17 protein-coding genes are annotated in these 21861 nt (G+C 31.1%); 6 read left to right on the top strand and 11 right to left on the bottom strand.

Annotation, left to right across the window (positions count from 1 at the left end; all coding sequences use genetic code 11):
* Positions 1 to 99: 99 nt before the first annotated feature.
* On the top strand, positions 100 to 1095 hold the full coding sequence (locus HW119_RS02740; protein ID WP_177761146.1) for an LLM class flavin-dependent oxidoreductase: 996 nt from the start codon (positions 100 to 102) through the stop codon (positions 1093 to 1095).
* 28 nt (positions 1096 to 1123) lie between these two features.
* Here the strand turns inward: HW119_RS02740 and HW119_RS02735 are convergent, their stop codons facing one another.
* From HW119_RS02735 to HW119_RS02725, 3 genes are all read right to left on the bottom strand, one after another.
* Positions 1124 to 1801, bottom strand: a complete 678-nt coding sequence (locus tag HW119_RS02735) for a hypothetical protein (protein ID WP_177761145.1) — start codon at positions 1799 to 1801, stop codon at positions 1124 to 1126.
* A 63-nt stretch (positions 1802 to 1864) separates the two neighbouring features.
* The gene (locus HW119_RS02730; RefSeq protein ID WP_177761144.1) at positions 1865 to 3883 is read right to left on the bottom strand and encodes a thioredoxin domain-containing protein; all 2019 of its coding nucleotides are present in this window, start codon (positions 3881 to 3883) and stop codon (positions 1865 to 1867) included.
* Between the two features lie 82 nt (positions 3884 to 3965).
* A complete protein-coding gene (locus tag HW119_RS02725) occupies positions 3966 to 4868 on the bottom strand; it encodes a NifU family protein (protein ID WP_177761143.1) in 903 nt (300 codons plus the stop codon).
* Between the two features lie 125 nt (positions 4869 to 4993).
* Between HW119_RS02725 and HW119_RS02720 the strand changes: the two genes are divergently transcribed.
* Genes HW119_RS02720 through HW119_RS02710 form a run of 3 tightly spaced genes read left to right on the top strand, consistent with a single transcriptional unit; the run spans position 4994 to position 11879 of the window.
* Positions 4994 to 10306, top strand: coding sequence for a choice-of-anchor L domain-containing protein (locus HW119_RS02720; RefSeq protein ID WP_177761142.1), 5313 nt, complete (start codon positions 4994 to 4996; stop codon positions 10304 to 10306).
* Positions 10307 to 10309: 3 nt separating this feature from the next.
* Positions 10310 to 11320: a type IX secretion system membrane protein PorP/SprF gene (locus tag HW119_RS02715; RefSeq protein WP_177761141.1), complete on the top strand. Its 1011-nt coding sequence runs from the start codon at positions 10310 to 10312 to the stop codon at positions 11318 to 11320.
* Positions 11321 to 11369: 49 nt separating this feature from the next.
* Entirely contained in the window at positions 11370 to 11879 is a 510-nt protein-coding gene (locus HW119_RS02710) for a gamma carbonic anhydrase family protein (protein ID WP_177761140.1), read from the top strand.
* 37 nt (positions 11880 to 11916) lie between these two features.
* Here HW119_RS02710 and murI read toward each other — a convergent pair whose 3' ends face one another.
* The 8 genes from murI to HW119_RS02670 form a co-directional block, all read right to left on the bottom strand.
* Positions 11917 to 12696: a glutamate racemase gene (gene murI, locus HW119_RS02705; RefSeq protein ID WP_177761139.1), complete on the bottom strand. Its 780-nt coding sequence runs from the start codon at positions 12694 to 12696 to the stop codon at positions 11917 to 11919.
* 60 nt (positions 12697 to 12756) lie between these two features.
* Entirely contained in the window at positions 12757 to 13269 is a 513-nt protein-coding gene (locus tag HW119_RS02700; protein ID WP_177761138.1) for an OmpH family outer membrane protein, read from the bottom strand.
* A gap of 36 nt (positions 13270 to 13305) precedes the next feature.
* A complete protein-coding gene (locus tag HW119_RS02695; RefSeq protein WP_177761137.1) occupies positions 13306 to 14457 on the bottom strand; it encodes an OmpH family outer membrane protein in 1152 nt (383 codons plus the stop codon).
* Between the two features lie 27 nt (positions 14458 to 14484).
* Positions 14485 to 17169, bottom strand: a complete 2685-nt coding sequence (locus tag HW119_RS02690; RefSeq protein ID WP_177761136.1) for an outer membrane protein assembly factor — start codon at positions 17167 to 17169, stop codon at positions 14485 to 14487.
* A 15-nt stretch (positions 17170 to 17184) separates the two neighbouring features.
* On the bottom strand, positions 17185 to 17925 hold the full coding sequence (locus HW119_RS02685; protein WP_177761135.1) for an isoprenyl transferase: 741 nt from the start codon (positions 17923 to 17925) through the stop codon (positions 17185 to 17187).
* Positions 17925 to 18614 (bottom strand): DUF6089 family protein, encoded by a 690-nt coding sequence (locus tag HW119_RS02680; RefSeq protein WP_177761134.1) that lies wholly within the window; start codon positions 18612 to 18614, stop codon positions 17925 to 17927. Before HW119_RS02680 ends, HW119_RS02685 begins: the two co-directional genes overlap by 1 nt.
* Before the next feature lie 114 nt (positions 18615 to 18728).
* Positions 18729 to 19613 (bottom strand): NAD kinase, encoded by an 885-nt coding sequence (locus HW119_RS02675; RefSeq protein WP_177761133.1) that lies wholly within the window; start codon positions 19611 to 19613, stop codon positions 18729 to 18731.
* Positions 19614 to 19615: 2 nt separating this feature from the next.
* Positions 19616 to 20275: a CBS domain-containing protein gene (locus HW119_RS02670; protein ID WP_177761132.1), complete on the bottom strand. Its 660-nt coding sequence runs from the start codon at positions 20273 to 20275 to the stop codon at positions 19616 to 19618.
* 88 nt (positions 20276 to 20363) lie between these two features.
* On the opposite strand from HW119_RS02670, the gene HW119_RS02665 reads away from it, so the two are divergent.
* Positions 20364 to 21077, top strand: a complete 714-nt coding sequence (locus HW119_RS02665; RefSeq protein ID WP_177761131.1) for a pyridoxine 5'-phosphate synthase — start codon at positions 20364 to 20366, stop codon at positions 21075 to 21077.
* Between the two features lies 1 nt (position 21078).
* Complete coding sequence (locus HW119_RS02660; RefSeq protein WP_177761130.1) at positions 21079 to 21852, top strand: alpha/beta fold hydrolase; 774 nt, start codon at positions 21079 to 21081, stop codon at positions 21850 to 21852.
* Positions 21853 to 21861 lie beyond the last annotated feature (9 nt).

Raw genomic sequence — 21861 nt, 5'->3', positions numbered from 1 at the left:
ACGTATTTACAAGTTGAAATAATTTATGAAATGATTTTTTTTAAGAAAACATTTTAAATTAATTATTTTATAAAGTTTAAATTTATTGAAAAAACAAAGATGGTTAAATATTCTTTTTTAGATTTAGCTTATGTAACTGAGGATGCAACTATTGCTGAAACTTTTGATAAAACTTTAGAATCTGCTAAATGCGCCGAACTATTAGGATTTGAACGATTTTGGTTGGCAGAGCATCATAATATGGATGGTGTAGCAAGTTCTGCAACTTCTATTTTAATTGGGTTTGTTGCGGCAAATACAAAAACAATTCGTGTTGGTTCAGGTGGTTTAATGTTACCTAATCATTCGCCATTAGTAGTTGCTGAACAATTTGGAACTTTAGCAACTTTATATCCAAATCGAATTGACCTTGGTTTAGGACGAGCACCAGGAACAGACCAATTGACGGCTTCGTACATACGACCTGATTTTTATGAAAACGCTCAAAATTTCCCCAAAAACGTTTCCTTGCTTCAGCAATTTTTATCTTCAAATAATCGTAATTCTAAAGTTCGTGCAATTCCGGGCGAAGGAGTTGATATTCCCATTTGGATTTTAGGTTCAAGTACAGAAAGTTCAGTATTAGCTGCTTCGTTTGGTTTGCCGTATGCATTTGCAAGTCATTTTGCACCAGGGCAAATTAAAGCAGCTTTTAATTTTTATAAAGAAAATTTTCAAGTAAATGATGTCTTAGAGAAACCTTATAATTTAGCTTGTATCAATGTTATTGTAGCGGATTCTTTGCAAGAAGCTCAAAAATTAGCTACTTCTTTTTATATGATGTTTTTAGGAATTATTAGAAATGAACGTAAAAAGATGCAACCACCAATTGACTCCATGGACAATGTTTGGTCTGTAAATGAAGAAGCGATGGTACGTCAAATGTTGACTTGTTCGTTTATTGGAACAAAAGAAATTGTTAAACGTGAATTAACTAATTTCTTAGAAAAAATTCCTTGTAGTGAATTAATGATGAGTTGCCCAGTTTATGATTTAGAAGCTCGAAAACTTTCAATGACTTATTTTTCAGAAATTATGGCTGAAATTAATGAATAAAAAATCTTCCAAAAAGGAAGATTTTTTGTTATGAAATTGAATTTAAAAACATTGCTAGTTTAGTTAAGTCAGCGTTGTCTTTGAAATTAATTTTGTTTGATTTAAAATATTCTTTAATTTCTGATTCTTTACCAGGGAACATTTTGATATAATCTTTTTGTTTTGTAGGTAATTCAGAAACTTTATCTCCAACTTTAATGTAAAATGAATCTGATGCTCTTTTATATTCAGCAGGAGATCCTGTGTCATATGTGTTAACAGCAGGTCTAGCTTCTACATAGTTAATTTTTTCATATTTGTAAATACTAATTTTACCTGCATTTTTGATAAGATATAAGTATGAATCAAAAGTTTTACCTTTCTTATCTGTGTAAGAAATTAATTCATAAGATCTACCGTCTGAGAACTCAATAAATGTATTATCTTTTTTAATTAAAATAAGATTTTCATCATCTTTTTTGTATTCCATTACATTATTATGAGCATTAAAACGTATTTGGAAAGATTGATTACCTTGATTAACCTTAGCAGATTTATATTCTTCAATAATGTATTCTGATCCAATTACAGAAGGTTTATTGTCTGAATTACTTCTGTAAAATGTTAAAGTACCTCTACCACTCACACCTTGTGCGCTTACTTGAGCAAAAGAATCTGAAAAACTTAATAAAGTTAAGGTACTTAATATAAAAGTTATTTTTTTCATTTTATATAGCTTTTTTTGAAAATTGAAACCGAAATTACTTTTTCTTTTTGTCTAAAAAAAATATTACTTGTTAATGTTTTGATAATAATTAAGAAATTCGTTTAAATCTTTCATAGGCTGTAAACAATTATTGTTTGTGCAAATATATATTTCTGTGTTTTGATTTATTTTGTAATCTTTTAAAAAAGGTAAACTTGATTTGTTTTTGCTGCCTGTTTTTAAACTATTTGGGTAATATTTTTCATAGATTATATGTAAATATTCCTTTACTTCACTTCCCATTATAGTTATTTCCGTAAAAGTGTTTTTTGTTTTTAAAAAAGCTAATAACCAATGCGAAAATGCCGATGCATAATCTATAGTTTCTAGAATATGATGGGTCATTTTTTTTGCAGTTTCAGTAAAATATGAGTTTTGAAAAAGCTGCCCTAGAATTAATAAATTATTAGCCATTACAGAATTTGAAGCAGGAATAACATTGTCTTCAATTTCAAAATGTTTGATGATTAGATTTGGGTCTTTTCTGTGTGAACAGAAAAAATGTTTTTCAACATCATAAAATAAATCAAAAGCAACATGTGTGTAATTTTTAGCTTTTTGCAAATATTCTTCGTTGAAAGAATTTGAATACAAATCTATGTAAGCTTGAATAACAAATGCATAATCTTCAAACAAACCATCGATGTATAAATTATCGTTTTTGTAAACATGACCTAAATTATAATCTTCTTTGGTTAAATGATTTGAAATAAACGATTCTAAATTATAAATTGTTTCTTCTATTTCAATGTCTTTTAAAATACTATTTGCATGAACTAATCCAGATAAAAGCATTCCGTTCCACGAGGTTATGATTTTATCATCAAGTCTTGGTTTATTTCTTTTGTCTCGATATGTTTTTAAAAGCGTTTCCCAGTTTTTTTTCTTTTCGATTAAGACTTCAAATGTAATATTAGCTTCTTCTGCGATTTTATCAAGTTCTTTATTTTGAATCAAAACATAAAAATCATCTTCCCAATAGCCGAAATCATTGATATTAAAAACTTCTGAAAATAGATTAAAATCATCTTTTAAAATTGTTTTTAATTCTTCAATTTTCCAACTATAATAAGCACCTTCAACTAATTTGTTTTCTGGAGTTAACGAATCTGCATCGAACGCAGCATAAAATCCACCTTGAGTATTTAAAAATTCATCTTTTAAAAACTGAATTGTCTTTTCAATAACTTCTTTGTAAAGATTGTTTTGTGTACGTTTATAAGCATCTGAGTAAACTTTTAAAAGTAAAGCATTGTCATATAACATTTTTTCGAAATGTGGGATATGCCATTTTACATCTACAGAATATCGACTAAAGCCACCATGAATGGTATCGAAAAGACCACCCCAAGCCATTTTAGTTAAGCTTAAATCTACAAAATTTAAGATGTTTTTATCATTGGTTAAAAAACCGTAGTCTTGAAGAAATTCGAGATTGCTAGGCATCATGAATTTTGGTGCTCGTGCATATCCACCATATTCCCAATCAAAACTTTTACTCCATTTCTGAATCAAATGATTTAAATTAAACGACGATTCACTTTTAGGTAACTCATCGGTGTTACTTATTATTTCAATTCCATTTAAAAGTTTGTCTGCATAATCGACCATTTTTTCTGGGTCATTTTTATATAAATCGGATAATTGAGTTAATACTTCAATCCATTGACTTTTGCTGGCATAAGTTGCTCCCCAAACTGGTTTTCCGTTCGGAAGTGCAACAATATTTAATGGCCAACCGCCTTGTTTTGTCATCAACTGAAGTGCTTTCATGTATATAGCATCAACTTCGGGTTGTTCTTCACGGTCAATTTTTATCGAAACAAAATGATTGTTCATTACTTCTGCAACATCAAAATCTTCAAAACATTCATGTTCCATCACATGGCACCAATGACAAGCAGAATATCCAATACTTATAAGGAGTAGTTTGTTTTCTTTCAGAGCTTGTTCTAAAGATTCGTTGTTCCAAAATTTCCAGTGTACTGGATTTTCGGCATGTTGAAGTAAATAGGGCGAATGTGCGTTTTTTAGTTGATTCATTTGTGGATTAAATAATTGTTGTAAAAATACACTTAAGAATTAAATAAAAAAACGTTCACTTGGTTTAGTGAACGTTTGATTTTTAACCGTTGTTTGCTTCTACAATAATGTCGTTGTCGTTTAACATCTGACGTAACATATTTTCAATGCCGTTTTTAAGTGTAAAAGTAGATGAAGGACATCCGCTACAAGCACCTTGTAAAGTTACAGAAACACGTTTTGTAGCATCGTCATAACTATTAAACGAAATGTTTCCGCCATCAGCAGCAACTGCTGGTTTAACATATTCTTCTAAAATATTAATGATTTGTTGAGAAGTTACATCTAGTTTGTCGAAGTATTCTTCTTGATTTTTTTCGTGAACTTCTGTTTTAACAATCAAATCTTCTTCAATTACAGTACCACCATTTTCGATAAAGTTTTTGATGAAACTACGAACTTCAATAGTGATGTCGTTCCAATCGTAAGAATCGTATTTTGAAATTGAAACATAATTCTCATCGATAAAAACTTCTTTTACATACGGAAATTTAAATAATTCTTTAGCTAAAGGAGAAACGTCAGTTTGGTCAATGTTTTTAAATTCGATTGCAGTTTTTGTAAGTTTTTTGTTTGCGACAAATTTTAAAACTGCTGGATTTGGAGTAGTTTCTCCGTAAACCGTAACTGGGATTTTTTTGTTTTGACTATTTTCTGTTTCGATTAAAACTTTACCGCCATCTGTAATAAATTTTTCAATTTCTTCAGCAACAGCATCTTGAACGTCTGCCCATTCAACAATTGAAAAACGTTCAATTGCAATGAAATTACCAGAAATATAAACTGTTTTTACAAATGGTAAGTAAAATAATTTTTTGGCTAAAGGCGAATTTTCGGTTTCATCGATGTTTTTATATTCAAAATTAGCTCCGTAAGTTAAGAAATCTGGGAATTCGAATTTAAGAATTGCAGGGTTTTGCGTTTCTTTTATATTGACTTTAAACATTTTTTAAGATTTTTTTCAAAATTAACAAAGAAATATGGATTGATTATTTATATTTGGAATTTAAACGAAAAATTAACATTTGTTTAATTTAAAATTACCATAAATAAACTAACCCGTATAAATTTATGAAAAAGTACTTGTTGTTATGTATGCTCTTGTCTTGCTTTTGGGGTATTTCCCAGCCAATTACAGTTAGTACAACGCAATATACAGTTGAGGAGTTAATCACAGAAGTATTAATTAATACTCCTTGTGCTGAAATTACAAATATTACATGGAAAAATGGAAATCAGTTTGGGTCAGTAAATAGTATTGGTTCTTTTACTAATACAAATCCAAATTTTCCAATGGCTTCTGGAATCGTTTTATCTTCTGGAGCTGCAATGAGTGCGCCTGGACCATACGGTTCTTCGTCTCAAAACAATGGTAATGCCGCTTGGGTTGCAGATACTCAGCTTACTAATTATATGAATGATTATTTTCAAGAAACTGCAAATTATCATAATGCTTCTGTGATTGAGTTCGATTTTAGACCATTTACAGATGAGATGAGCTTTAATTTCTTATTTGCTTCTCAAGAATATGGTGGAGCTCAATGTTTTTTTTCAGATTCATTTGCTTTTTTTCTTACCAATACTGAAACTGGTGAAGTTACTAATTTAGCTTTACTTCCTGGTACAAATATACCTGTTTCTGTAGTTACAATTAGAGATAGTCAATATAATGATGGTTGTGAATCTGAAAATGTTGAGTATTTCGGGTCATTCAATCAAGGAGATCCAAATTCAGTTTTGAATTATAGTGGACAAACGGTTAAGTTGACAGCGGCTTCAGAAGTTTCGGCTGGTGTACTTTATCATATCAAGCTGGTTATTCAAGATAGAACAGATTTTATCTTAGATTCTGCAGTTTTTATTGAAGGTGGAAGTTTTGATATTGGAATGCCTAATTTAGGTGAAAATCGTCTTAAAGTAGATGGTTCAGCAATGTGTGCTGAAGAAGAATATGAATTATCAACTGGTTTAAATCCAGATCAATATTTGTTTCAATGGACTAAAGATGGTGAACTGATACCAGGAGCTACAGGAGCAACTTATACAGTAACAGAGGCGGGTCTGTATGGTGTGATGATTACTGCCATTTTCGGGGCTTGTGAACAAAATCCTGAACCAGTTCTGATAGAATTTTTTGATGAGTTGGAGATTTCTAATTTACCTAAAAATCTAAATTCTTGTCCAACAATTGGAGCTTCAACTATCTTTAATTTAAAAGATTCTGAAGAAGGCGTTACTAATGAGCCTGTTATTTTTAGTTATTTCTTAACTGAAGAAGATGCTAAGAATAATGAAAATTCGATTTCATCAACATATTTATTTGATAATAATGATACAGAACCTGTAACAATTTGGGTTCGTATTACAGGATTAACAATACCATGTTCAAGAGTTGAATCTTTTACTATTGCTTTAGATAATTGTACTTTACAATTAGAGCATTTGCCAGATATGTCTGTATGTATTGGTGCGCAACCAAACTCATTTGATTTTAATCCATATAAAAATTTAGTTTATCACGGAATTATTGGATATACAGTTACTTTCTATCACTCAGAGGAGGATGCACAATTGCAAACAAATCCAATAGATAATAATCTTATATCAAATTATACAGCTACAGATGGCGAGACAATTTGGGTAAGAGTACAAGATGATAGTGATGTTGAAATTTTTGGAATTCAATCATTTAATTTATATTTATACGATTTACCAGTGGTTAATACTCCAGAAGTATTAAGGTCATGTGAAGTTTACACAGCAGGTTTTGCTACTTTTGACTTGAGTATTAATCAAAATGCAATTGTTGGAGATCAAACTAATATCGCATTACAATATTATAGAACTTATGCTGAGGCTGAAATTGGTGATGTTGCTACAAGTTTGCCTTTGATTTATTCTGGACCACAAGGAGATATTTTTATTAGAGTTATTAATCAGCAAACAGGATGTTACATAATTGTTACACAACCTTTACAGATTGTTGAAGCGCCTGTTTTAGCACCTGTCGCTCCGTTAGAAGTTTGTGATGTTAACAACGATGGATTTGCTGTTTTTAATTTAATTCCAACGACAATTATAGTTACAGAGAATCCAGTTCCTGCTGATTTACTTATAACTTATCATGAAACTTTAGCTGATGCTAATAATAATGCTAATAAGATTCAAGATATTGGCGCTTATCAAAATACTGTTGCTAATAATCAAACAATTTATGTTAGGGTAACACGAATTAATTCTAAATGTTTCGCTACAATGCCAATTATGTTGAAAGTGAAACCAACTCCTAATATTTCAAATCCAACACCTTTACATGTTTGTGATTCTGATAATAACGGGATTGCAGATTTTGATTTGACTTCTAAAAAAGCTGAGATTTTAAACGGTTTAGATCCATTAGATTATATTGTAACTTATTATACTAATGAAGTAAATGCTAATGCAGGGACTAATGATATTACAAACCCAGCGAGTTATTCAAATTTAACTTCAAATATAGTTTTTGTTAGAGTTGAAGGTATTGGACAAGAATGCGCAAAAGTTGTTAGGCTAGTTTTAATTACTGATCCAACGCCAGTAGTTGCAAATCCAGTAGCAACATATTCGTTATGTGATGATAATTTTGATGGATTCCAAGTTTTTGATTTAGCGAGTAAAATACCAGTAATAACTGGTTCACAAACAGGGTTACAAGTAACTTTCCATTATTCATTAGCAGATGCAAATTCAGGATCAAATCCATTGGCATCACCATATCAAAATGTTGTACAAAATGTTCAAACTTTACATGTTCGTGTACAGCGTTTAAGCACAGGTTGTTTTACAACAACAACTATGGATATTCGTGTAACACCAATACCAGTATTGAATATTCCAATTGCACCAATTGATGTTTGTAGTAATACAGATTCAAGTTTTGGAACAATAAATTTAACAAGTTACAATGCGCAGTTTTTAAATGGAGGACCAGCATATGAATTGAAATATTTCGAAACACAAGCTAATGCACAAAATAATGTATTACCTATTTTAGGACCAGAAGCATATAATAACTTACAGCCATCAAACCCATCAGTTTGGGTAAGAGCAACAAATCCACAAACAGGATGTTTCTCTGTTTACAAAGTGACTTTCCGTTTATTAGTTTCACCTAAAATGCCAGTAGTTTTACCAGATGTAGTAACATGTGATGTTCATGCTGATTTATTTGACGGAATAACGCCGATCAATTTAGCACAACAAACACCATTGATTCTAGCAGCGCAAACTATACCAGGAACTTATGAAGTACGTTATTTTACATCATTAGTTTTAGCAAATGTTGGAACCAATTGGATTGCAAATCCAGAAACTTATTTGAATACATCAAATCCACAAACGATTTGGGTACGAGTTCAGAATGCAGCACATCCAACGTCATGTTTTGAGGTGAAAAGTTTTAATGTTGTAGTAAATACACCGTTACCATTAGGATTACCATCACCAATTGCATTGTGTGATAACGGCTTACCAAATGATGGACAAACAACATTTGACTTAACAATGAGACAAGGTCAAATTACGCAAGGTCAAATTTTTGGAGTAACATTGAAATATTATACAAATGAAGCAGAAGCAAAAGCAGGATTTAATCATATTACCAATCCAACTTCATATGTAAATACATCAAATCCACAAACAATTTGGGTTTCAGTAGAGAATATGCATGGATGTTTTTCATATACTACATTGACAATTCGTGTATTGCCATTACCAGAACCAAATTTAACCCCAACAGCTTTACAAAAATGTGAAACAGCTTTAGGAAGTGGAGAGGCATCCTTTGATTTAAGATTAGCACAACCAGACCTAAGTAATGGAAACGCTACTTTGACATATAAATATTTTATAACAGAACAAGAAGCGATAAATAATGTTGGTGCTATTGGTACACCAGAAGATTTCTTAACAGGATCAATGACAGTTTACGTTCGTGTGTCAAATACACCAACTATCTTATCAGAAAGTTGTTTTGTAATTGTGCCATTACAATTGATAGTAAATTCTTTACCAACAATTGGAACATTAACGCCATTGTTAGCATGTGAATTGAATACAGACGGAATTTATACTTTTGACTTACGCGATAAAGATCCACAAGTTTTAGGAAATCAAAACCCAGCGAATTTTGATGTTCGTTATTATGTAACTGAAACAGCAGCATTGTTAGGAGCAGCACCGATTCCTTATATTTATACGAATGCAGCAGCATATTTACAGACAATTTGGGTGCGAGTTCAACATAGAGTTACAGGATGTTATTCAATAGCATCTCTAGATTTAAAAGTTGAAGAAAAAGTATTTGCATATCCACCATCAGTAAGTTTAGCATTCTGTGATACAGATGGTGTAAATGATGGATTTGGACCAGCTGATATCACAACATTGAATGCAGGAATTATCTCTACACAAAATTTAACAGGAAATTTAGGAGTGAGATATTATTCATCTTGGGCGAATTACAACGCAGGAAATGCATCATCATCAACGCAATTCCCGATAACAAGTAATCCTCAGTTAGTAATTGCAGAAGTGTTTAATTTAGATAATGAGGAATTATGTACTGCAACAGTTCAGTTCTTTGTAACAATGAGTAAAGCTCCAAGTTTTGAACCAATACCAAACGGATATGTTTGTACAGATTTCAGAACAGGAAGAGTAAATGGTTACTTAATGGATACAGAATTACCAGCAGGACAGTACACATTTACTTGGATGCAAAATGGTAATATATTAGCAAATAATGGACCATCTCATGAAGCAACAGCTGCAGGAAATTATACAGTTACTGTAACGTCAAATGAAACAGGATGTTCAGTAACACAAACGATAAACGTTCAAGTAGCACCGGCAGTTTCTATAGATGAAATCAAAATAAGTGAAGGATTCTCAGAAACAAATGTTGTAGAAGTTATAGCATCAGCTACACCAGGAACATTATTGGAATATGCTATGGATGAAGGAGCTTATCAAGATAGTAATATCTTTGTAGATGTTGCTCCAGGAACACATATTATCTGGGTTAAAGTAAAAGGATTAAACGCATGTGCAACATCAAAAGTTATAAATGTGTTGAATTATCCTAAATTCTTTACACCAAATAATGATGGATATAACGATACTTGGAATATTTTTGCATTAAAAGATCAACCTGAAGCAAAAATTTATATCTTTGACAGACAAGGAAAATTATTAAAGCAATTAAGTCCAGCAGGTGAAGGATGGGATGGGACGTTTAACAACAAACCATTACCATCAACAGATTACTGGTTTAAAGCTGAATATATTGAACCAAACACAGGATTACAAAAAGAAGCTACAGGTCACTTTACATTAAAAAGATAACGAATGAATATTTTTAAAAAGCCTTTATTATTATTAGTGTCATCACTTTTCATTTCTCAAGCTAGTATAGCTCAAGAAGGTCTATCTGTTTATTCAGATTATTTAACAGATAATTATTATCTAATTCACCCATCTATGGCGGGAGCTGCGAATTGTGCTAAAATTCGTTTATCTGCTCGTCAACAATGGACAGATAATGATAAATCCCCTGCATTACAAACTTTGAGTTTTAATACTAAAGTTGGAGAACAATCGGGTGTTGGTTTTATTGCGTTTAATGATAGAAATGGTTATCATTCTCAGTATGGAGCTAAACTTACGTACGCGCATCATATTAATTTCTCAAGAAGTTATTATGATTTAAATCAACTTTCATTTGGTATTAGTGCGGGTGTTAATCAAACTACTTTAGATGAATCTAGTTTTGGTAATACATTTGATCCTTTAGTTAATGGAGGAGTAGATCAAAAGGATGTTTCTTTTATGGCTGATTTTGGTGTGTCATACCATTATCTAGATTTTTATGCACATGCAACTGTTAAAAATGCTTTTACAACAAAAAGTGATATTTATTCTGATATAGAAAGTGATAACTTAAGAAAATATTTATTCTCTACAGGTTATGTATTTGGTACTTATAGTAATTCTGGTTTTACATGGGAACCTTCTGTTTTATTTCAATATACTGAAAAAACAAACGAAAAAATGTTAGATGTAAACATGAAAATGTACAAAGAGTTTACAAACGGACAATTCTTTGCAGGTATTTCATATCGTACAGCTTTTGACGGTGCTGAATATGTAAAAACAGATGAGACCAAAAAACAATACTATCATTCTGTTTCTCCGATCCTTGGTGTAAAATATAAAAACATGATGTTAGGTTATACTTATTCTCATCAATTTGGTGATGTTAAATTCGAAAAGGGTGGATTCCATCAATTAACATTAGGGTTTAATTTTTTATGTAGAAACTCAAGTTATAAATGTAGCTGTCCTTCAGTTAACTTCTAATAAAATAAAATCCCGATATTTATCGGGATTTTTTTAATTTAATTATAAAATGGCTTTAATAAAAGAAATAAACGGAATTACTCCAAAGATTCCAGATGATTGTTATTTGGCAGAAAATGCTACTATAGTTGGAGATGTTACATTCGGAATTCAGTGTAGTGTTTGGTATAATGCTGTAATAAGAGGCGATGTAAACGCAATAAAAATTGGTAACAAAGTAAATATACAAGATGGAGCAGTTATTCATTGTACGTACTTAAAACACGCAACAATAATTGGGAATAATGTTTCTATCGGGCATAATGCAATTGTTCATGGCTGTACTATAGAAGATGATGTCTTAATCGGAATGGGGGCTATTGTGATGGATAATTGTATCGTTAAAAGTAATGTAATCATCGGAGCAGGTTCGGTTGTAACTCAAAATTCAATTTTAGAATCTAATGCTATTTATGCTGGAATTCCAGCCAAAAAAGTAAAAGATTTAGAAGCTTCCGATTTTAAAGGAGAAATCGAACGAATCGCAAATAATTACATCATGTATTCAAGTTGGCAATAACAAAAAAAATCTTCAAATTAATTTGAAGATTTTTTTGTTAAAAGTCTAATTCATAAACAGAATTTATATTAGGTAAAAAAGATTTTAGTACTGATGAATCTGTATTAATAAAAAATTCATTTTTAGGATGAATATTAGTTAAGTTTAATAGATTTAATGAGTTTAAAATATTTTTTGTTTGTTTTGCTACAGCTTCTCCTGAATCTATAATTTTAATTGTATCAGGTATTATTTGTTTGATGATTGGAATCAGATATGGATAGTGTGTACAACCTAACACAAGCTGGTCGATATTTTTTTCAATCATCGGATTCAAATACTCTTCTAATAATTTTTTTGTTGTTTTTGAATTTATTTGACCAGATTCAATAAGTGAAACTAAATTATAGCCAATCTGAGTGATTATTTCAGTGTTCTCAAAGGTGTTTACGCCCTTTTGGAACAATTCGCTTTCGATTGTACTTTTTGTTGCTAAAACGCCAATTACGCCAGTTTTTGATTGGTTTGATGCGGGTTTGATGGCTGGTTCAAGTCCAATTAAAGGAGTTTTATATTTTGCTCTTAAATAATCAATAGCGTTGGTTGTTGCGGTGTTACAGGCTATAACTATTATTTTTGAATTTTTATTAAGTAAAAACTCTACATTTTTTTCACTTAAATGAATAATTTCTTCTTTACTTTTTTGACCATACGGAGCATTTTTACTATCCGCTAAATAGATAGTATCTTCATTAGGAAGTAATTTGTTTACTTCTCTCCAAATTGTTGTTCCTCCAATTCCTGAATCAAATAAACCAATGGGATTGTACTCTTTCATAAATACAAAAATAAAAAAAAACTGCCATTTCTGACAGTTTTATATTTATCTATACGGATATTATTTTATTTTTAATTCAGCTTTAACATCTTGGAAAATATCTCCTGTGTCTGCCATGATAACTCCAGCTCCAGGAGTTGAATCTAAAACCATTTCGTAACCTTTAGCTTTAGCAACTTTATGAATTGCTAATCTTGCTTTTTCTAAAATTGGTGTGTTTAATTCAACTTGCTTTTTTTGTAATTCAGCTTGTGCTGTTTGTTCAAATTTTTCAATTCTAACACCAAATTCTTGTAACTCTCTTGATCTGGTTTCGTTTAATGCGTCACCTGCTGTTGGAGCTTCTTTACTGTATTTCTCAGCTTTTGTTTGGTATTCAGTTGTCATTGCTTTATAGTCTTTATCAAAACCTTCAGCTAATTTTTTTATTTGGTCATTTGCAGCTTTAACTTCTGGCATTAAAGGAATTAATTCACTTAAATTAATATGTGCAACTTTTGTTTGAGCTGTCATATTTGAATTTACTCCTAAAAATAAAACTGCTGCAATTACTAAACTTTTTAATTTTCTCATTTTAATCGTACTATTTAATTGTTTTTGATTTAATATTTAATTATTTTTCTTTCTTTCTTCTAATTCTTTCAAACGTTTTTCTTTATCTTCTTTCATTTTTTGTATACGTTCTTCTTGAAGTTTTTTAGCCTCTTCTTGGCGTTTTTGAGCAGCTAATTTTCGTTCGGCTAACAATTGGTCTCTTTTTTCTTTTGCTTCTTTAGCTTTTTGTAGACGAGCTTCCATCATTTCTTTCTGCTTTTCCGTCATCTCTTTTTGAGAATTTTGAGTGCTGTTAGATTTTTGACCAATATTGTTTTTTCTATCTAATGCATCTTGTGCTGCTTTTTCTCGAGCAAGTTTTAATTCTTCTTGTTTCTTTTTTATTGCTAACTTTTGAGCTTCAATCTTTTCAAGTTGTGCAGCTCTAATTTCCTCTTGTTTCTTTTTAGCTTCAGCGATTCGTTCTTGGTTGATTCTATTTCTTTTTTCAGCATCTGTTTCAGTAGGACCAATCGGATTTGATTCGCGGTTATTTTCGTTTGTATTTGATGGATTTAATAATCCTGATTCAATATCTTTTTGTCTTTCTCTTAATTCATCTCTTTTGTTACGTTGTCTTTCTTTACTTTCGGCAATTTTATCTTGTGCTTCTAAATCAGCAATTTCTTTTTTAGATAATTTACCACGAGTACGGCTACGCTCCATTTCTTTTAATACAAGATCCGTAATATCATTGCGCTTGTTTGCATAAAGCATGGTGTTGCCATCTCCTTTTACTAGGACTACATCATATTTCTTTTTAGCAGCAATATCATTTGTTATCGTATGAATTTGATCTAAAATAGGTTTGTATATATTCTGATGTTGATTGAAATAATCACCATCTGTGCCAAATTTTTCTTGTTGAAGCGTATTAAGTTCTGATTCAACCATTCTGATTTCATCTTCTTTTTCTTCAATAAGCTGACTTGTTAACAATGCGCGTTCAGTTAGTAAAGCATCTTTCATTTTTGTGACTTCTGCTTTTTTCTTATTGATTTGTGATTGCCAATCTTTGACACGTTTTTCTAGTTCCAAATTTGCCTCGGTATATTCGGGACTCTTTTTTAATATATGATAAATATCAACATAAGCAGTTTTGCCATTCTGTCCGAAAACAAATGAACTAACTGAAAGAAAAAGAATCGAAACTAAAAAATTTTTCATAAATGTTATTTTTCAAATATTGTGCCATTAGAACTGTTGCCCTAAGACAAAGTGTACTTGATAGCCACCTTTTTGATTTGTTCCAGGAATCTTATCAAATCCATATCCGAAATCAATTCCTAAAAGACCAAACATTGGCATGTGTACACGTACTCCGGCTCCGGCTCCACGTTGTAACTTAAACGGATTATAGTTTTTGAATGACGCATAAGAAGCACCAGCATCAAAGAATCCTAATACGTAAGCACTCATAGATTGTTTAAGTGTTATAGGATAACGTAATTCTAGGGCAAATTTATTGTACACAGTTCCACCAATATCAACACCATTTGAATTTACTGGGGATAAAGAGTTGTCTGGGTAACCTCTCAATGCAATATTTTCTCTACCATCCATTGAATAATTAATCATTCCACTTCCTCCTAAATAATATCTTTCAAAAGGAATTAAACCTCTACCTTGATTATAAGCTCCTAAAAATCCGAATTGTCCAGATGTTTTTAAAACTAAATCAGCAAATAAATTAGAATACCATTCTGCTTTCAAATTGATTTTATAATACTCTAACCAATTAAAACGTTTTTGATCGATTTTTTCTTCATTAGGTGCTGCATCTTCCCAATTTGCTACAGGTAATCCTTGCTTGTCTAAATACGTTCCGATTGGAATATCTGCACCTGTTTTAGGATTTGTTTGAATTTGAGTAGTTCTAACTTTGTACTCTCTTTCGTTGCCTAAGTTACCATAATCTATTTTATTAAACAAAGAATATGGAGGTGTTAATTTAGCATCAAAACTTAACAATGATCCGTATTTTGGAAATATCGGGTTCTGACCTCTACTATCTCTAGTTAAATTGAAATTATAGCTTAGGTTTTTTGAACTACCGTTTTTAAAGTTGAATAAACCATAATCATAATTATTTAAATCATAATATTGAAACCCAATTGAATGAGAAACGGTAAAGAAATCATCAGGAACACTTAATCTTTTTGCGAAACCAAAGTTCACACTTGTGATGTTTAATCCTTGTGAACGATCCACTTTGTAGTTGCTGTAATTGTATGCAAATTGTCTACTATGAGAAACTGATCCAAATAATGAAATTGGTTTACGACCTCTAAACCAAGGTTCAGAAAAACTTACACTAAATGTTCTGTAATATGTACTTGCTTGAATTCTTAAAGACATTCTTTGAGCATCTCCCATTGGGAAAGGTTTGTAAGCGTCTTTGTTGAAAACATTTCGTGCTGAAAAGTTGTTGAATGATAAAGCTAGAGTACCAATAAGCGCTCCACCACCATAACCTCCTTGTACCTCAACTTGACTTTGTCCGTTTTCGGTTACGTCCCAGTTGATGTCTACTTTTCCTTCATAAGGATCTGGTTTTACATCAGGTGTGATAGATTCAGCATCAAAAATTCCCATTCCACCTAAACGACGAATAGTTTCAATAACATCTGCTTTACTCCAGATTTGACCTGGTCTTGTACTTAATTCTCTGTAAATAATATTATCATGTGTTTTGTTGTTACCAGTAACTGTGATGTTATTATAACGAGCAAGTGGACCTTCTATAATTCGAATATCATAGTCAATGGTATCGTTATATGTTCTAGTTTCAACAGGAATTACTTGTGCAAATAAATATCCATGATTGTGGTATTCGTTTTGTAAATCGAATGCATCAGGATTTGATTGATCTGCAATTTTTTTCTGAAGTAAAACACCATTATACAAATCACCGTTTTTAATTCCAAGAACGTTTCTTAAGTGACGGTCTGGGTAAATTGTGTTTCCAACAAAACGGATGTTTCCAATGTAATATTGGTTTCCTTCTTCAACTTTAAGGTCGATTTTTACACGATTTGTTTTTGGATTATAGGTTGCTTTTTCTTCTACAATTTGGGCGTCTCTATATCCGTTTTCTTTGTACTTATCAATTACACTATTTAAATCTGATTTATAGTTTTTTTCAATATACTTAGACGATTTAAAGATACGTTTAGGATTCAATACACTACGTGTTTTTGTTTCCTTCATCGCTTTCTTAATCTGAGCGTTTGTTAACTTTGAATTTCCTTCGATATTGATTGATTCGATTTTAACTTTCTTGCCTTTATCAAAATCGATAATCATGTTTTGAGTTTTTCCGTCTCCAGAATCAACCGTTTTTATGTCAACTTTCGAATTGAAAAAACCATCTTTTTTATATTTGTTTTGAATATAGTTTTTAGTAGTTGTAATTAAATTGTCGTTAATTACAGCTCCTTGTTTGATATCTAAATCTTTTAAGATTTCAGTCTTTTTTGCTTTTTTTAAGCCATTTAATGTAATCTCATTTAAACGTGGAAGTTCGTTTAGATTAAGTTCTAGGTTAATTACATCACCAACTATAGAAGTTTCATAAAAATTAATATCGCTAAAATAATTAAGTTTCCAAAGCTTTTTTATCGCATCGGGAATCTCTTCTCCAGGAATGTTAATTTCTTGACCTTTCTCCAAACCTGTAAAAGTTAAGATAGTAAGTTCGTTGTATTTAACATTTCCAGTTACTGTAATGTTACCCAATTTATAGGTTCTAACTCCGTAATCTTCTCTGTTTATAACATTTTCAGAAATTTCTGTTTCTGTTACAATTTCTTGTGCATTTACTTGAGATACAATTCCTATGCAAAGGGGAATTAGATATTTTATGCTTTTATGAAACATTGGTATTTGTTTTACTTATTTTAATTGTTCGCTTGTTTTACCAAAGCGTCTTTCTCTATCTTGATAATTTTGTAACGCTTCCATTAAATGGTCTTTAGTGAAATCAGGCCATAAAACTTCAGTGAAATACAACTCAGCATAAGCAATTTGCCATAATAAAAAATTACTAATTCGTTGTTCACCACTGGTTCTAATAACCAAATCTACATCAGGCATCAATTTAGTGTAAAGATGATTATTAATAATGGATTCGTCAATATCTTCGATTGAAATTATATTATTTTTAACTTTATTACATAGCTCTTTTGTAGCTGAAACTAGCTCTTCTCTAGAGCCATAGCTTAATGCAAGTGTTAAAGTTAGTTTTGTGTTTTCTTTCGTTTTTTCTAAAACTTCTGTTAATTCTTTGCGAACTTCTGATGGGAGATTGTCTAAATTTCCGATTGCATTTAAGCGGATATTGTTTTTAGTGAAGGTTTTAATTTCTTTTTTTAAAGACTTAACTAAAAGCTTCATAAGCATCTGAACTTCAAATTTTGGTCGGTTCCAATTTTCTGTCGAAAACGCATATAAAGTTAGATATTCTATCCCAAATTCAGTACATGCTTCTACGATTTTTCGAACGGTGTTAACTCCGTTTTCATGCCCGATTGTTCTTAGAAATCCATTTTTCTTAGCCCATCTTCCGTTACCATCCATGATTATTGCTAAGTGTTTTGGTAACTTTTCTTTATTTAATTTAAATTCTGTATTCATTAATTAGGTGCGCAGTAGCAAGGGTTTTTTCCAAATGTATATGAAAGGCTTAGTCCTGTAAAAACATACCAATCTTTCGATAAAGTGTTTCCGAATTGGTTTGATGAATAATTCGCATCTTTTGGATGATTTCCATCTAAATTGTCTGTAAATGTATATCTAGCTCCAACCTCAGCACTTAATACAAATCTTTTGTCGATTAATGCTTTTACTCCAACATGAATAGGAATTGCCATTGAATAACCATTTCCGTATTTAACTTGTGTGTTGGTTTTGTTAAAATAGGTTTCATCGAATTTAAAACCTGCCAATCCTGTATAAATATATGGAGTGAAGGCAAACCATTCGTTATGAAGATCAAACTCAAAGAAGTTAAATTCAATACCTAATGAAGCTTCGTGTATTTTATTTTCGAAACTTAAATTTCTTAATTTTCTGCTCCCCATGTCAGATTTTGCATCTTTGCCGGATATTCCCATATAGGTATACGAAGCTCTCCAAGAATGTCTTGGGCTTCTGTTCCAACGGTATTGAATTCCAAATCCTAAATCTTTTGGTGCTATGTAATTTGTAGCGCCAATATCACCAATGTGATTTGCGCCACCTATGGTTACTCCGATTTCATGTATTTGTGCGTTTGAATTTACGCACATTGCCAAAGCAAAAAATGTTATTAAATTTCGAATCATAGGTATCTATTAATTTGCAAATATACTAATGTAAATCAATAATTGTTATTTTCAAAATTGAAATTAATTAATTATTTAGTTAGTATAACGCTAAAAAATTAGAATTATTTTCTATTAATTTCTTTTGTCTTCTCCCCAAAGTAATTTATTTCTCAGCGTTCTCAGAAAAGTTACATCCGGAAATTCAACCATATTAACGGTATGGTGTGCAAGCGAAATTTCAATTTCGGTTTCGTTGTCCATTGCAGCTGTTTCAGAATCAATAGATAATAAAAATTGAGGTTCGCGTCCAGAGATTTTCATTTTTATTCTACTTCTGTCATTTATAATTAATGGACGTGTAGTTAGATTATGAGGTGCAATGGGTGTGATTACCAAGCAGTTTGAGTCTGGAGTGATGATTGGTCCGCCACAACTTAATGAATATCCGGTTGAACCAGTTGGTGTTGAAATGATGATTCCATCTGCCCAATAGGTTGCTAAAAATTCTTCGTTGATATACGTTTCTATAGTTATCATCGAAGTAGTATTTTTACGTGAAATTGTTATTTCGTTTAATGCAAAATTGATTTCAAACGGAGTTTGACTTGGTTCAGGTGAATCTAATTTTAATAAGGTTCTTCGAGAAAGTGTATACTTGTTTTCGAACAATAATGGTATCAATTCTGAAATTGCATCTTGTTGAACGTTAGCAAGAAAACCTAAACGACCTGCGTTTATTCCAACAATCGGCACATTTTTACTTTTTACAAAATTTGCTGCACGTAACATGGAACCATCACCACCAATACTTACAAAAAATTTGGTGTCATCAGCTAAATCAATATGATTGGTAAATGTTTCAAAAATCGGTTCAATGATTTTTTCTTTAATCAATTCATTGTAATAATTCAACTCAAAACTGATTTGACCTTTTTTGTTTTGAATGGATTGGATTAATGATTTTACAATTGCATTATTCGCTGGTTTGTAAACTTGTGCGTAAATGGCAAACTTCATATTTATATGTTTAAATATTTATCTAAATAATCAGAACGATCTTTTAAATCGGATAAAAATAAATCTTCTATATGTTCTGAAATTATATTGTATTCATATCTTCTTAAAGATTGAATGATTTCATTAATATTAATTGTTGTTGCTTTTATAATAATTTGAGCTGTATTGTCAGTAACTTCACTTATAATTATACCTAAAATTTTTGAATTGTTAACCTCAAATATTTGCGAAATTTGACTGATGCTATAGCTATAAATATCTTTCTCAATGATAACTGTTGTTCCTATTTCTTTCAAAAATGGAGTTTCGTTGAAATAAGGAATCACATCGTCAAAAAGGTAATAACCAATTACTTTATTGCTTTTGTTTAAAACGGGAATGATATTCGTTTCGTGTTTAGAAAAGAGTTCTATAACTTCAAACCAAAAACTAGTTTCTCTAACAAAAAAAACTTCAAATAATGCTCTTGCATCTCCGATCTCATTTTTTTGAGGAAAAGTTTCTGCGTCGTTAGTTGATAAATTACCTAGGAAAATACCATTTTCTACAACCGGAAAATGGGTTAGGTTTTCATTTATCAATACATCGACAGCATCAGAAAATATAGTCTTTAGATTAAAATATTTTTTGTTTTTTATAATGAATTCTTGAATAGATTCCATAAGTCCAATTTTGTTACTGCAAAATAATTAAAAATATACTAATTACCCTTCATATTTACTTTGTATTTTTGTAATAAAATGATTAATAATGACGAAACTATCTGTAAACATAAATAAAATTGCCACTTTGAGAAATTCTCGTGGCGGAAATGTACCTGATTTATTACAATTTGCATCTGATGTTCAGGCTTTTGGTGCAGAAGGAATAACGATTCATCCACGTCCAGACGAACGTCATATACGTTATCAAGATGCCCGCGATTTGGTAAAAGTTGTTTATACCGAATATAACATTGAAGGAAATCCGATGGATAACTTTATGGATTTGGTTTTTGAATGTAAACCAACTCAGGTAACTTTAGTACCGGATGCTGTAAATGCTTTGACTTCAAATGCAGGTTGGGATACAATCAAACATCAGGGTTATTTAAAAGAAATAGTTGCTGAGTTTCAGAAAAAAGGAATTCGTACCTCAATTTTCGTGGATCCAGTTTTAGAGATGATTGAAGGAGCTAAAGAAACGGGAACCAATCGAATTGAATTATATACAGAAGAATTTGCACATCAATATGGTTTAGGAAACGAAAAAGCAATTGAGCCTTATTCAAAAGCTGCGCAATTAGCTAATGATTTGGGATTAGGAGTTAACGCTGGGCATGATTTGAGTTTACAAAACATCGAATTCTTTAAAAATAATATCCCTAATTTATTAGAAGTTTCAATTGGCCACGCTTTAATTTCAGAATCTTTGTATTTGGGAGTTGAAAACGTAATTCGAATGTATCAACAAAAAATGAAATAATATGATTTATTCTAAGATTGAAGGTTCTGGAAAACCGTTTTTGATTATTCATGGCTTTCTTGGAATGTCAGATAACTGGAAAACTCTTGCCATACAATTTGCTGCAGAAGGATTTGAAATGCATTTACTAGATATGCGAAATCATGGGCGTAGTTTTCATTCCGATGTGTTTAATTACGAGGTAATGGTTCAGGATGTTTTGGAATATTGTCAAGAAAATAAATTAGACGAATTCATCCTTTTAGGACATTCAATGGGAGGGAAGGTTGCAATGAATTTTGCATGTAAATATCCACTAAAGGTAAGTAAATTAATTGTAGCAGATATTGCACCAAGAGCTTATGCACCGCATCATCAGGATGTTATGGAGGCTTTGAATGCTGTCGATTTTTCTAAAGTAACTTCTCGCAAAGAAATTGAAGAAATTATGGGTAGCTATATTAAAGATTTTGGTACGCTTCAGTTTTTAATGAAAAATGTACATCGAGTTACTCCAGATTCATTTGGGTTTAGATTTAATTTAGAAGCGTTCAATAATGACGATTCGGTTATTGGAGAAGCTTTGTCTGAAGAAAAAAGATATTTAGGAAAGACATTGTTTTTAAAAGGCGAGCGTTCAAAATATATTCAAAAATCTGATTTTGTAGAAATTGAAAAGCATTTTCCAAATGCAATAATCGAAGCGGTTTCAAATTCAGGTCATTGGCTTCATGCCGAAAATCCTAACGAGTTTTTTATTAAAGTAAATGAGTTTATTTGTGATAAAACGTATTAAAATAATAAG

It is taken from the genome of Flavobacterium sp. I3-2 (genome assembly GCF_013389595.1).
Taxonomy (GTDB): domain Bacteria; phylum Bacteroidota; class Bacteroidia; order Flavobacteriales; family Flavobacteriaceae; genus Flavobacterium.
This window is presented reverse-complemented; position numbering and strand designations above follow the sequence as displayed.

Coding starts and splice junctions, on each gene's coding strand:
- HW119_RS02725 (WP_177761143.1), bottom strand. CDS start 4,868: ATGTTTAAAGTCAATATAAAAGAAACGCAAAACCCTGCAATTCTTAAA.
- HW119_RS02740 (WP_177761146.1), top strand. CDS start 100: ATGGTTAAATATTCTTTTTTAGATTTAGCTTATGTAACTGAGGATGCA.
- HW119_RS02730 (WP_177761144.1), bottom strand. CDS start 3,883: ATGAATCAACTAAAAAACGCACATTCGCCCTATTTACTTCAACATGCC.
- HW119_RS02675 (WP_177761133.1), bottom strand. CDS start 19,613: ATGAAGTTTGCCATTTACGCACAAGTTTACAAACCAGCGAATAATGCA.
- HW119_RS02680 (WP_177761134.1), bottom strand. CDS start 18,614: ATGATTCGAAATTTAATAACATTTTTTGCTTTGGCAATGTGCGTAAAT.
- murI (WP_177761139.1), bottom strand. CDS start 12,696: ATGAAAGAGTACAATCCCATTGGTTTATTTGATTCAGGAATTGGAGGA.
- HW119_RS02660 (WP_177761130.1), top strand. CDS start 21,079: ATGATTTATTCTAAGATTGAAGGTTCTGGAAAACCGTTTTTGATTATT.
- HW119_RS02700 (WP_177761138.1), bottom strand. CDS start 13,269: ATGAGAAAATTAAAAAGTTTAGTAATTGCAGCAGTTTTATTTTTAGGA.
- HW119_RS02695 (WP_177761137.1), bottom strand. CDS start 14,457: ATGAAAAATTTTTTAGTTTCGATTCTTTTTCTTTCAGTTAGTTCATTT.
- HW119_RS02735 (WP_177761145.1), bottom strand. CDS start 1,801: ATGAAAAAAATAACTTTTATATTAAGTACCTTAACTTTATTAAGTTTT.
- HW119_RS02710 (WP_177761140.1), top strand. CDS start 11,370: ATGGCTTTAATAAAAGAAATAAACGGAATTACTCCAAAGATTCCAGAT.
- HW119_RS02685 (WP_177761135.1), bottom strand. CDS start 17,925: ATGAATACAGAATTTAAATTAAATAAAGAAAAGTTACCAAAACACTTA.
- HW119_RS02715 (WP_177761141.1), top strand. CDS start 10,310: ATGAATATTTTTAAAAAGCCTTTATTATTATTAGTGTCATCACTTTTC.
- HW119_RS02720 (WP_177761142.1), top strand. CDS start 4,994: ATGAAAAAGTACTTGTTGTTATGTATGCTCTTGTCTTGCTTTTGGGGT.
- HW119_RS02665 (WP_177761131.1), top strand. CDS start 20,364: ATGACGAAACTATCTGTAAACATAAATAAAATTGCCACTTTGAGAAAT.
- HW119_RS02670 (WP_177761132.1), bottom strand. CDS start 20,275: ATGGAATCTATTCAAGAATTCATTATAAAAAACAAAAAATATTTTAAT.
- HW119_RS02690 (WP_177761136.1), bottom strand. CDS start 17,169: ATGTTTCATAAAAGCATAAAATATCTAATTCCCCTTTGCATAGGAATT.